The following is a 12,819-nucleotide window of genomic DNA, read 5'->3' as shown; positions in this document are numbered from 1 at the left end:
TATAGGTTAGTTTAGTACTTAACTTGATCGTTCTTTTTCTTCCATTTCCTTAATGAGCTCTTCAAATCCTTCGTGCCCATCTAACAATTTAAATTTAACACTTTCCTTGATGGATGTAGATAATTTTCCAATAAGCCATAAAGATTTTAGATTATTCAAACATTCTTCAACCCTTCCTAATCCAGCATTGGCATTAGCCAAACCAAGAAAATCTTCTTCAGTGTTACCTTGCTGGGTCAAGATAAACGATTCCACCTCTTCCGTATAACCTAGTTTACCTTTACAGTAAATCAAACTGCGTTTCACAGAATGCAGATCGGGATTAAGCAGATCAGCTTTTTCATAATGTGCTTGAGCACTATCAAAATCTTCCAACATTAGATAATAATAGCCCCAAACCCAGTGATATGAAAAGAAATCATCAAACAGCACCCTTCCTTTGTCTAATACCGTTTTCGCTAAGTCCGTTCTACCTGCTAAGAGACAAGTTAATGCATGTCCAGAGTGTATTACTGGGTAGAGAGGATCTAACTCCGCAGCAAGAGAACCATATTTTATGGCTTCATTATATCTTTTAAGTTCCCTTAATAATAAACTATACCAATAATTGACTATTGCATTGTTTGGGTTCAGTTGTAATGCGATTTTGAACGCAGATTCTGATTGCACCCATTTTCGTTGCTCATCATACAAACTTGCCAAAACTGCATAGGCAACTTCATTTTTTGAATCTAACTGGATCGCTGCCAAAGCATTTTTTTCGGAAAGTGTAGCGGCTTGTTTTTCATCCATGAAATTAAAGTTGCTCATTAACATATAGATAGTTGCTTTTTCAGCCAGAGCATCCGCATATCCTGGGTCAAATGACAAAGACTCATTCAATCGATTTAAGCCCTCTTCTAAAGCGTCCTTGGTGCGTAAGCCAATTAGATTTCTTCCTTCAAGCAAAGCATTGTATGCTTCATGACTTTTTGTTGGCTTTTTATCTAAATTTGACGAAATCTCAGGGCCGATATTTTCATTCAATGCACTAGCAATCTTTTTAGACACTTCGGATTGAATTTCAAAGATATCTTCAATATTTCTTTCATAGGTTTGAGCCCAAACATGACTATCTTCCTGTGCATCAATTAATTGCACAGTTATCTTCACAATTTCTCCTTGTTGCCTTATACTGCCTTCCAACAAATAGTTCACTCCTAGTTCTTTAGCAATAAAAGGTAGAGATTTTTTCGTGTTTTGATATTGCATGGATGATGTTCTCGAGATGACTTTCATTCCACTATACTTGGCTAAGCTTGTCAAGATATCTTCCATTACACCGTCTGCAAAGTAAGTGGTCGCTTCTTCACTTAGATTCTGGAAAGGTAGTACAGCAATAGAATGTTTTGCATCGTTTTGCGTTACATTAACTTGTGAGGATAATTTCTGTTGGGACGAGAAGTAGTTATAATTCTTTGTTAATAGAAAAAGGCATGAAAGTAAAGCGAAAGATATACCTATGATTGAAAGCCACTTAATTGTCTCTTGTCTCAGTGTAGTCACTTTTCTTGTGCCTAGTGTGCCAAGACTTCTTTCGTTGATTTTAAATAATGTAAAATCTGTGGTTTTTTGTTGATCTTTCTCGTTTTCAACGGGCTCAAAATTGAAAAAGTCAGTGTTAACTAAAATATTTTGCACCCGTGTGCTCAAATAAATCCCTTCTGTGTTTGCTGCACTTACAATAGTATCGCTAAGTATTTTATATCTATTGGATGAAACTCTTTTCTCCTCTTTTTGAATACTATCTACAATCATGGGTAATTGCAAATTTGAATCTTCCTGAAAATCTTTTTGGAGATCTAATGCGAAACTAATTGCCCGTTTAATTTCTGAAAATGTAGCTAGATAACCCTTCTCAAAATATCCATGCGCTATTTGACCGCCATATCGAATTAAATTTTTATCCGTGTGATTTTGATATTTTTGTAGTGTATGCAAAGCAAGCTGTTTATCTTCTCGCATCAATTCTTCGAAGTCTACTATATCGCCTAGCAGCACTATGAATTGATCAAAATTACTTTGCATCTTTAATTATGAATTGCAACCAGCGCATGAATATTAGCGACTGAAAATTCTAATTCTGTTTTGCTGGTTTTGGTCTTGCTCCTTAAATTTAAGAAATTTAAATATAATTGAAGAATTACAACCTTTCTACAACAATCGCACTGGCACCGCCACCTCCATTACATAAAGTGGCACACCCGTATTTCCCATTCTGTGCATGTAAGGCATGAATTAAAGTCGTAGTAATTCTAGACCCGGAGGACCCAAGTGGATGACCCAAAGCTACGGCACCACCATTCACATTGACCTTTGATGGATCGATATCCAATTCTTTGTTAAAAGCCAGGGTCACTACTGCAAAGGCTTCATTGACCTCATACAAATCCATGTCATTTTTAGACAATCCAGCTCTTTTAAGTGCTTTAGGAGCAGCTAATGTTGGTGCTGTTGTGAACCAGGTTGGCTCGTGAGAAGCATCTGCGTATGAAAGTATTTTAGCAATAGGCTTCAAACCAAATTTCTTGACGGCCTCTTCACTTGCCAAAACCAAGGCAGAAGCGCCATCATTAATCGTACTGGCATTAGCTGCTGTGACAGTGCCATCTTTAGAAAAGACAGGTCTCAATGAAGGAATTTTCTCAAATTTCACATTTTTATATTCCTCGTCTTCGCTCATGACGATTGGTTCGCCTCTTCTATGAGGTATCTGTACTGGAGTTATTTCTTCTTTAAAATTTCCATTTTCAGTCGCCGAAGCTGCTTTTTTATAAGAATCAATGGCAAACTCATCCTGCGTTTCCCTTGAAATATCATATTTTTTAGCCGTGTTGTCTGCACTCACGCCCATTGCCTGGTGGTCATAGGCATCTGACAAACCATCCTTCTGCAATCCATCGATCATTTCAGAATGCCCGTACTTCAAACCCCATCTCACTTTAGGTAAGTAGTAAGGAATATTACTCATGCTTTCCATGCCCCCGGCCACGATGATATCGGCATGTCCCAATTGTATGCTTTGCGCACCGAACATAATGGACTTCATTCCTGACGAACAAACCTTATTGACCGTAGTACACGGGACAGTATTGGGAATTCCTGATCCTAAACTGGCTTGCTTAGCAGGAGCTTGCCCAAGATTAGCGCTGCAAACATTTCCCATAAAGACCTCATCTACTTGTTCAGCAGCCACACCTGCTCTTTCTAAAGCTGCTTTGATGGCTGTGGAACCTAAGCTTGTCGCAGAAATACCCGCTAACATTCCTCCAAAACTTCCCATAGGAGTTCTCGTAGCAGAAACTATATATACTTCTTTCATTGATTTTAATTTCTAATGCAAAGATATGATTTTACCTTAATTGCCTTCACTGATTTCAATTTGTCTTTCTTTCACGAGCATTTGACCATCGTTATAATTAGCTACAAAATTGATGATTTCTTCACGAAGTGCAACTTCATGATCCCACGCTGTACCGGGATCTTTTCCGTGAATAAGAATTCTGATTTCGACAGATCTAGGATCTACAGAGGTAACTTCAATTTTTGGTTCATGCTCCATTTCGTAATCCCCTTTTTCTTTCATGATTTCAATGACTTTTTCTCTTACTTTACCAACATCAGTTCTAGGGTCAGCATAAACGGTGATGGTCTTGACAGTGTGAGCAGATCCTTTAGACCAATTTTCAAAAGGCTGTGAAATAAAATATTGCAATGGTACGATCACTCTCTTATCATCCCAGGTTTTAATGACTACATAAGTAAATCTTATATTTTCAATGACACCAAAATGATCTTCAAATTCAATGGTATCCCCGATATTAATGGGATTAGAAAAAGCTATCTGAAGCCCAGCAAACAAATTTCCTAAAGTACCTTGCGCTGCAATTCCCAAAATGATGGTCGCAGCCCCAGCTGATGCAAGCATAGAAAATCCTATCGTTTGTAATGCATCAAATTGTGTTAAAACCATTCCCATTCCGACAATAATGAGAACAAATGTTAAAACCTTTCGACCTACCGATATGTAGGTCAACAACTCTCTGGAAGACTGATTTTCTTCATCAGAAATATCATCAATTCGATACTCTGAGATGAGATTAAAAACGTAATCGACGGTCGTGATGATTGTCCATATCAAAGTTGCTATGATTAACACCGTCATTAAAGAGTAGATGATCGGTGACCAGGAGCCGGATAAAGAAATAACATTTTCAAATACAAAAGAAAACAGGATAAAGCTGGTCAAAAAAGCAATGGGTGTTGCAATCTTTTTTGAAATATTGGAAATCCAGAAGTGATCGAATTTTTTGCCAGCATACTTTAAAAATCCTCTAATTAATAAAAATGTGACAACGCAAAGAATAATGAGTATGATCAAGCCAAGGATTCTCCACAATTGAATTCCCATCACCACCACTTTTGACCAGTCCGGCATCTCCTGACTTAATGGACTTGGTCCAAATTCTTTGTAGAGTTCCTCAATGTGTTCAACCGTTTGGGCTGATATGACCCAGTATGGAGCGGTGTCTTTAACCTTAACTCTTTGTAAGCCAATTTTGACATCCCTCTCTTCAGATTTTAGCGTTCCTATATTAACGTTTCTTCTAGGCTTTCCTGCAATATTATCTTGTCCTGCTCCAGCAATATCTATTTGGCCATCAGGTCTGTCAGGAATATCGTTCCATGAAATCTGTAATCGCCTATTGATGATATAATAAAGTTTTTCGGCTAAAATTTCAGCTTCATTAATTTGAGCAACCTCAGGGAGTAGATTAAGATTAAGAACATGGGCTGCTCTGTCGAATTCACCGGATCGACATGATACAAAAAAAGTTTCCATGGCTGCCTGTGGAGTAAATCGATTCATGGGAACAGGAACATCGCCCAGACCTCTATTAATGTAATCAATTTTGTAATAAGCTTGATCGTACTCATTGAGATAATCGGGAATAATCTCTTTATCGGCAGAGGTATCGATTACCGCCTCTTTGTCGGGCAAATTGTCATCCACCTGTGCCACCAAAAGTGAAGTGAATGTCAGAAGGAGGAATAGGATGGCTTGTATTTTAGACATTATTGTTTTATTAATCTAATTTATTTAGGTGTACGATGTTCGGAAAGAGAGAAAGTCAAAAATTTATATTTTTTTTATTTCTATAGAGCTGTATAATAGATTGCAAGTCATTCCACTACATATATACAAGATAAAAATGTAGAAATTAGTGCTATTTTTTCTTACTTGGAATAGGGGGGAAAGAAGAAAGTGTAGTCTTATATCCAAAGGGTGTTTTATAAAAATTAGTTTTAGGGTAATAAGCGCGTCAAGGTGAGGATCTTGGGCGCTTTTTTTTTGTACCTATGTCATCATCTCCAGACCATATCTATTTTTTCCTTATATCCTCTAGCACTAAAAGTGATATCTTAGCTTCTTTACCATAATTTTTCCTCCTATGAATTTTAGACGTTTACTGGGCACTTTGATTCTTGTTTTGATGGTCAATGTTGCTTTCTCTCAAAATGAAGCCCTATTATTTACCGATCAGAAGGTTCATGCCAATGGCATCATTGAAGAACGATTGGCATTATTAGATCAACACATTATGAACTTCATAGATGATGGCCATCTCCCTGGTGGTGTATTTATGATTTCTAAAAATGGCGAAATCGTTTATTCTAAATCATTTGGAAAGAGAGCCACTAACGAAGCGTATGCCGAGAATGATATTTTCAGATTAGCATCTATGACCAAAGCGATCACTACTGTTGCCATCTTGCAACTCTATGAAAATGGTCGGATATTATTAGATGATCCTCTGCATTACTATTTTCCTGAATTCAAAAATGCGCAGATTGCAACGAGCATTAACAATGAGGATTCAACTTATACCTTAAAACCATCATCTAAACCAATTACTATTCGTCATTTATTAACGCATACTTCAGGAATCACTTACGGCGTGTTCAAGGGTGGAGCCATTCAAGCCATGTATGATGAATTTGGTGCCAATGGCTTTGGTCTGTCTCATGACGAGTTAAGTACTACTGAGATGATTCAATCATTGGCCAAGGTGCCATTGATTTTTGAACCAGGTGATCGCTATAGTTATGGTCTAAACATGGAAGTATTGGGTGGCGTCATAGAAAAGGTGACAGCAATGTCTCTGGAAGCTTATGTACAGAAGAACATCCTTGAGCCACTTGAAATGTATGATACTGGTTACATTATTGCAGAAGAAAAGCATGAAAGAATTGTACCTGTTTATACATTTGATGATCAAGGTCAACTGATTCTGTCAGAAGATGAATCTCTCAATTATCCAATGGCCATTGGCAGAAACCACTTTGCAGGAGGGGGAGGAATGTCTGGTACAGCAGCAGATTATATGAAACTGACTTTAGCCCTTTTAAATAATGGTGAGTGGAATGGAAAAAGGATTTTATCCAGAAAAGCAATTGAGGTCATGACTTCAGACCAAATGATCATGCTAAATATGGAAGGAAAAGGATTTTCTAAGACTCCTGGAATAACTTATGGCTTAGGTTTTCAGCTCAAAACAGAGGCAGGCCAGGCCGCTTCCATGAAATCACCTGGGACTTTTGAATGGGGAGGCTACTTCAATACTAAGTTCTTTATTGATCCAGAAGAGCAGCTTACTTTCGTCGGGATGACGCAAGTAGTCCCATTTCCCAGAGGAGATTTTTGGGAAAAAGCTTATTCAATAGTCTATAGTTCTTTAAAATAGGGAGTTTGCAAAACAGTATTATTGACATAAAGGAGTACTGCAGAAAAAATGTGATTTTTTTTGCAAGTGAATAGGGGGGATTTGATTTAAAGGTTTCTTGTATTCAAAGGGTGTTTTATAAAAATTAGTTTTAGGGTAATAAGCGCGTCAAGATGAGGATCTTGAGCGCTTTTTTTTTGCACTAAAATGTCCCATTGACCAGCCCCAGAAAATCTATCTCCATGACAAGTTACTGCAGAGTTCACCAATGATAAGACGATCTGTAATTATTTATTCTACCTCACAGAAAGTTTATATTGCTGATTATCAATAAGGTATATTGCTGAATAAAGTTTTTCAAAAAAAAATTGCACATTGGATAGGGGGGGCTTATTTAAATAGGTTCTTATATCCAAAGGGTGTTTTATAAAAATTAGTTTTAGGGTAATAAGCGCGTCAAGGTGAGGATCTTGGGCGCTTTTTTTTTGTACATACTAAAATCGCAGTTTAAAATGTTAAACCTTATTTAAGGTAAGATGAAATAGAAACTTAGCTTTCTTTACTTTCGTCTAAAGGTTACAAACAAAGATTGCAAGTATGAAGACCCAAACAATATTATTCGCACTTTCTCTCATCCTTTCATTAATCACGTCAGTACACGCTCAAAGTGTAGAGGAGGAAACAGGTTTCAAATATGTGAAGGGTAATTATCTTTTTGATAGCGGAAGATTTGATGAAGCCATTCAGATTTATAATGATATCGTTAAAGGGGATCCTGCCTTTGAAGAGGTATTGATTTACAGAGCTCGTGCAAAGTATGCACTTGGAGCTTATAAAGGTGCCAAGAAGGATGGACTGGCATATATTGAATTTCACGGTTTAAATGAAGAAGTTTGCCTGATTTTAGGTCAAGCTGAACTTCAATTGGGGAACCCATTGATTGCCATTAGCTATTTGGATTATAGTATCATGAAAAATCCTGCTAATTCTGAAGCTTTACTTTTTAGAGGAAATGCGTACTTTGAAATAGAGGATGATGTGGCAGCTTGTACAGACTGGCACAAAGCCAAAAGACTAGGGTCGGATAGAGCTTCTCAGAATACCTCTACTTATTGCAGTCGAGTCGCAATCCCTATAGAAGACGAACCTGTTAAAAAACCTGAAGTTGTAGCTGAAGATGATGGAGAAGAACTCGGGGAGGATGAGGAAGTAATATCAGCAGGATCACGGGAGGAAGAAGATGACAACATCTTATCTGGAGATGAGGTACTGTCCACAGAGGATATGGATGAACAAGATGATATGAACGATAGTGCTGGAGATGAAATGACTTCTGCTTCGGAAGATGATTATATTTATGAAAACAGTGATGATGATTTAGATAGTCAATTTCCGGATGAAGATCCGGTTTTTGGCGAGCCGCTGGATATTGTTGTTGAGATCATTGAAATCGATGAAGACCTGGATATTAAATTATATGATGGAATCGGCAGTCGCGAAGTTCGAGAGGTACCTGACATATTGATTTTATCAGATAAGGCTGGGCAGGTTGTGGTCAATGTTTGTGTGGATGAAAGTGGAAATGTTTCCAGTGCTACATTAAATAAAAAGAAATCGACAGTGGGATCTGCAGGTTTGATTTCTTTAGCATTGCGTAAATCAAGAGAATTCAAATTTTCGAGGACCAGAAATGGAGAGCAGTGCGGAAAAATTGCTTTTTTAATAAAGAACTAAGGGTCTTCTCGTAGATATTTTTATTGTAGTGGACGTGGAGTATTGCTGGTTTGCATTCTCAATCCTGATGCGAAAAGAAGAGATGGTATTAATATTTAGGTGCACATTGGCAAATGAATTATACCAAGATGGTAGGGAGATGTAAACAGTTCAATATGATTATGTACACCCATTCAGTTCTTAACTTCATCTAAGTTAAGAACGCTAACAATTACTAAAGACCATAATGAGTTATACAGAAATACTGATTCTGATACTTGCTTTTCTCTTACCATTCTCACTTAGTTCAGATGCAATCAAACGTAATCGAAAGGTAATAGCAGTTTTTTTGATTACACTACTAATCGTACAATATGTTTTCGAGGGAGTTAGGTGGCAGTTAATACCTATCTACCTTGTATATCTAACATGTATTTTTCTTGTGGTTAAAGGTCAATCCTTTTTTAATAGTGGTCGTGTACTGAAAATTTTGAAAGGTGGATTTTTAATTTTGATTCTTGTATTAGGGTTTTTGCTAGCCTTTGCTCTTCCTGTTTTTGAATTACCCACGCCAGCAGGTCAGTATCGAGTAGGTGCTCAGTACTTTGTCGTTGACACTAATGAGGAGGAATATATGACAAAGGAAGAAGGAGACAATAGACAACTAATAATGAAAATCTGGTATCCTACGACTGACTCAGAAGGAAAGGTTGAACCATACCTTGATGAAGCGGGGCGAAAAGGATTTGCCAAAAAATACAATCTTCCAGAGAACACATTCAATTATCTCAACAAAGTCAAAACAAACACAATACAAGAAGCAGAGATTGCTAGTGGTAATTTTCCAATATTAATATTTTCTCACGGTTACTACTCAAATGCCTTTGGATATTATGCTTTAATCGAAGAAATTGTGAGCCAAGGGTTTATAGTGTTAAATATTAATCATACTTATGAGAGCGTTGGTTCAAAGTTCCCTCCCAATGACGTGAAATTCTTTAATAAAGTATATGAAGAAGAACACAACAACGAAGAAATGGCAGTCATGGCCTGGGAAGCGACAGAGAAATTTAATATTGCATCAGACCATACGGAAAAACGTGAAGCCATTGACAATCTTCTAAAAAATTACTATGCATCTGAGATATCCGATCGATGGGAAAAAGACATACATGAAATTGTTCGCCAAATTCCTATATGGTCTGAAACCACCTTTTTGACTGGGCATGCTGACATATCTAAAATTGGTGTATTTGGTCATTCACAGGGTGGTTCAGCAATAGGTAAGGCTCTACTTAACAATCCAAAATTATCTGCAGGCATAAACATCGACGGAGTGCAATGGGGGGGAATGGCTGATACAACTCTCAATAAACCTTTTCTAATATTATCCTCGGATTGGGCTGATGATCACCCCGATTTTAATGATATCGCCTATCACAACAGCGGTTCAAAAGATTTCTATTTGGCAGAGATTAAGGGTTCGGGTCATTCAAGTTTTATGGATATACCTTTTATGATTAATTTACCGGTTTTCAATGAAGCAGGTAACATTGACCCAACAAGGGCCATAAAGATAACTTCAGATTTAGTTGTAAAGTTTTTTAATAGATACTTGAATGGTATTGAGGCAGATTTAATTGAATTGCCTAATTTGTACCCTGAGTTGGAAATACATTTAAAACTAAAGCTTGACCTATAGTGTCTTGATATGATTAGATTATTATAAACTACCACTACTGCAATGGATAGGCACAAAACTGTTAAAAGCTTTTTGCAGTGAGGTTAATGCGGAGTTCTATTTATTGCAGATGAACGCTGGCAAATCAATTGTGCCAGGTTAGTAGGCGGGTATCAACGGTCTTGCACGATTTAACCTGAAGAGGTTGAGGAAAGATAATAGAGTGATTCTGGTTTTTGCAGATGAAGGCAGTGCTGAGTTGCGAAGCTTCGTGCTGGCAAATCAATTTTGCCAGACCTAAAAATAGATGAAAATCATTTTAATTTAGCGATTCGTGCGGATAGTTAACCTCAATTATTCGACAAAATAGCTTCTTCCCATACCATCACCACATTTTGAAGCACAGCATCGTTGATTTCGTCAATTTCTATTCCCGCAACCATTTTTCTTCCCCTATCTTTACGAAATTCAAAGCTTTCCTTGAGCACCTTCCCATTTAAAAAAACCAATTCTACAGCATTGGACTTCTTGAGTGGATTAATATAACACACCCATTTTCTGTAGTCGTAAAAAGGAATGTTATATCGAATGAAACACTTCACATTAGGGTAGGAGAGAAACAGATCATGGAGTACACTACAAATTTCAGCAACAGACTCAGATTGACCTTCTACAAACTGAGTAATATTATAAACTTTCCTTTTTGGCACGTGGTCTAAATATGGCTCTGATATTTATAATGAAGAGCAAAACTACGATGGTTAACCAAATGTATTTCCAGACCGTAGCCGGCAAAATAATCATAGTGTCTGCATAGGCAGCAAGATCTGAACTAGGTCCTACGTTGAAATCCTGGATGATGTATAGAATACTTGCTAAGCCAATAAACATAAGAACTTCCCTACCGTATTTAGTCTTTAGACCAATGAAACCAAGCACTATCGCGAAAAGTATTAATATGCCAGTGGTGAAGAATGAATTGAACCAAAAGAAAGCTGTAAACATCATCGCAGCCGAAAGTAAATAAAGCATGGGTTTGATGAGCTTCTGAGATTTTGTCCCTATGTAAAAAAGCAGGTTTCCCAAAATGGCGGATCCAATATATCCTCCCATAATGATGATTGACCTGATACCTCCTCTCGACACGGTATATCCACTTCCATTGGGATTAATTTGGACCTGTTCCACACTGCCACCGGTTAAGACTGCTCCGAGCGCATGACCAAATTCGTGGAGGAATGTAACCAATAAGGTGATCGGATATAGCAATTTTGCTCCAATCGATCCTCCTAAATACTTTAATCCCAAATATATTCCCAGTATCAGAAGAACTCTACCGATAGTGTTTCTCATATTAAAACATTTGCATACATTAATGACCAATTTAATAATAACGTTCCCATTTTCATATTCTTCTCGATACATTGATATATTTGCTCGATAAATTTTTAACAATGAGGTTACTACTTTTATTTTTCATCTTCGCACTAGCTGCCTGTTCCAGTGGCAAGCTGATCAATTATGACTTTCCAAATCCCATTGATACCTCCACCAAGCCCATTGAAGTACAAGAAAAGAGTTCATGGACGATAGATGGTGTCACCGTTTCCAATGATTTCGAAGGTGCTAGAATGAATCAATTCTCGCAAGACAATGATTCTACGTTCAGGGTGCTCATTCTACCGGAGAACAGACCGATCAATAGTAGTCCGTGGTATGCATTTACTATGTCCTCCGAAGAACCCAGGACGGTGCATCTGGTCATGGATTACGGCGAAAACCAACATCGTTACTGGCCTAAATTAAGTTCTGATTTGATCAAATGGACACCCATTGATAGTTCAGCTGCAGACTTTCAAGACGGAAGGGCCGTTTTTACAGTCGATTTAACCACTCAGCCCATTTACTTTTCGGGGCAAGAACTAAGTAACTCAGAAATAGTCAAGGCATGGTTCGATCAGGTGTGCGAAAATACTGCACTAGAGCAATTTGAGGTGGGTAAATCCAAGTTAGGCAGATCACTTTTTGGAGCTGTTTCTGAACCTCTCGATGAGAAAGCTGAAACGGTTGTCTTTATAAGTCGCCAACATCCTCCTGAAGTGACCGGATACAAGGCTTTACAGAGTTATTTAGATGAAGTCATGGGCAACTCAACACTAGCAACAGATTTTAGGAAGAAGTACAGAATATTGGTCTATCCATTGCTCAATCCAGATGGTGTGGATATGGGACATTGGCGACACAATGCAGGTGGAATTGATCTGAATCGTGATTGGCAATACTATCGTCAACCGGAGACAAAGCAGATTGCCCAGCATATCGTGGAATACGTCAGTGATAGAAGATCAGATGTTATTCTTGGCATCGATTTTCACTCTACCCAGGAAGATGTCTACTATACCTATCCGGACGAGCATGAACACCTGATGGATTTTAGAAATTATTGGGTAGAGGCCATCGAAGAGCGGTTAGGCGAAGGCAATGCATATGAAGACCCTGACCCACTGGAAAGCCCGGTCTCTAAGGGTTGGTTTATCGTTCAATTTGGAGCAGAAGCAGTGACTTACGAAGTTGGAGATGAAACCCCTAGGGATTTTATAGACCGAAAAGCTCGAGTTTCAGCTCAGGAGATGATGAAATTACTCATTATGAGATAGCCTT

General features: G+C 37.9%; 9 protein-coding genes. 4 read left to right on the top strand and 5 right to left on the bottom strand.

The window, feature by feature from the left end:
- Nucleotides 1-18 precede the first annotated feature (18 nt).
- The 3 genes from L2567_RS03555 to L2567_RS03545 form a co-directional block, all read right to left on the bottom strand.
- A complete protein-coding gene (locus L2567_RS03555; RefSeq protein WP_235296320.1) occupies nt 19-2,067 on the bottom strand; it encodes a hypothetical protein in 2,049 nt (682 codons plus the stop codon).
- Between the two features lie 115 nt (nt 2,068-2,182).
- On the bottom strand, nt 2,183-3,361 hold the full coding sequence (locus L2567_RS03550) for a thiolase family protein (protein ID WP_235296319.1): 1,179 nt from the start codon (nt 3,359-3,361) through the stop codon (nt 2,183-2,185).
- A 36-nt stretch (nt 3,362-3,397) separates the two neighbouring features.
- Nucleotides 3,398-5,116, bottom strand: coding sequence for a mechanosensitive ion channel family protein (locus L2567_RS03545; protein WP_235296318.1), 1,719 nt, complete (start codon nt 5,114-5,116; stop codon nt 3,398-3,400).
- Between the two features lie 376 nt (nt 5,117-5,492).
- Here L2567_RS03545 and L2567_RS03540 point away from each other — a divergent pair, with 376 nt between their 5' ends.
- The 3 genes from L2567_RS03540 (at nt 5,493) to L2567_RS03530 (ending at nt 10,179) form a co-directional block, all read left to right on the top strand.
- The gene (locus L2567_RS03540) at nt 5,493-6,785 is read left to right on the top strand and encodes a serine hydrolase domain-containing protein (protein WP_235296317.1); all 1,293 of its coding nucleotides are present in this window, start codon (nt 5,493-5,495) and stop codon (nt 6,783-6,785) included.
- A 576-nt stretch (nt 6,786-7,361) separates the two neighbouring features.
- The gene (locus L2567_RS03535) at nt 7,362-8,498 is read left to right on the top strand and encodes a tetratricopeptide repeat protein (RefSeq protein WP_235296316.1); all 1,137 of its coding nucleotides are present in this window, start codon (nt 7,362-7,364) and stop codon (nt 8,496-8,498) included.
- 226 nt (nt 8,499-8,724) lie between these two features.
- Nucleotides 8,725-10,179 (top strand): alpha/beta hydrolase family protein, encoded by a 1,455-nt coding sequence (locus L2567_RS03530; protein WP_235296315.1) that lies wholly within the window; start codon nt 8,725-8,727, stop codon nt 10,177-10,179.
- A 329-nt stretch (nt 10,180-10,508) separates the two neighbouring features.
- Here the strand turns inward: L2567_RS03530 and L2567_RS03525 are convergent, their stop codons facing one another.
- On the bottom strand, nt 10,509-10,868 hold the full coding sequence (locus L2567_RS03525; RefSeq protein ID WP_235296314.1) for a DUF1801 domain-containing protein: 360 nt from the start codon (nt 10,866-10,868) through the stop codon (nt 10,509-10,511).
- Nucleotides 10,846-11,511: a M50 family metallopeptidase gene (locus L2567_RS03520; RefSeq protein ID WP_235296313.1), complete on the bottom strand. Its 666-nt coding sequence runs from the start codon at nt 11,509-11,511 to the stop codon at nt 10,846-10,848. Before L2567_RS03520 ends, L2567_RS03525 begins: the two co-directional genes overlap by 23 nt.
- Before the next feature lie 101 nt (nt 11,512-11,612).
- Here L2567_RS03520 and L2567_RS03515 point away from each other — a divergent pair, with 101 nt between their 5' ends.
- Nucleotides 11,613-12,815 carry a M14 family metallopeptidase gene (locus L2567_RS03515; RefSeq protein ID WP_235296312.1) on the top strand — a complete coding sequence of 401 codons (1,203 nt, stop codon included), beginning with the start codon at nt 11,613-11,615 and terminating at the stop codon, nt 12,813-12,815.
- Nucleotides 12,816-12,819: the final 4 nt, after the last annotated feature.

The organism is Portibacter marinus, from assembly GCF_021533195.1.
In the GTDB taxonomy this organism is placed as follows: Bacteria; Bacteroidota; Bacteroidia; order Chitinophagales; family Saprospiraceae; genus Portibacter; species Portibacter marinus.
This window is presented reverse-complemented; position numbering and strand designations above follow the sequence as displayed.

Excerpts from the sequence above, each read along its gene's own strand:
- L2567_RS03555 (WP_235296320.1), bottom strand. The coding sequence starts at position 2,067 with ATGCAAAGTAATTTTGATCAATTCATAGTGCTGCTAGGCGATATAGTA.
- L2567_RS03550 (WP_235296319.1), bottom strand. The coding sequence starts at position 3,361 with ATGAAAGAAGTATATATAGTTTCTGCTACGAGAACTCCTATGGGAAGT.
- L2567_RS03545 (WP_235296318.1), bottom strand. The coding sequence starts at position 5,116 with ATGTCTAAAATACAAGCCATCCTATTCCTCCTTCTGACATTCACTTCA.
- L2567_RS03540 (WP_235296317.1), top strand. The coding sequence starts at position 5,493 with ATGAATTTTAGACGTTTACTGGGCACTTTGATTCTTGTTTTGATGGTC.
- L2567_RS03535 (WP_235296316.1), top strand. The coding sequence starts at position 7,362 with ATGAAGACCCAAACAATATTATTCGCACTTTCTCTCATCCTTTCATTA.
- L2567_RS03530 (WP_235296315.1), top strand. The coding sequence starts at position 8,725 with ATGAGTTATACAGAAATACTGATTCTGATACTTGCTTTTCTCTTACCA.
- L2567_RS03520 (WP_235296313.1), bottom strand. The coding sequence starts at position 11,511 with ATGAGAAACACTATCGGTAGAGTTCTTCTGATACTGGGAATATATTTG.
- L2567_RS03515 (WP_235296312.1), top strand. The coding sequence starts at position 11,613 with ATGAGGTTACTACTTTTATTTTTCATCTTCGCACTAGCTGCCTGTTCC.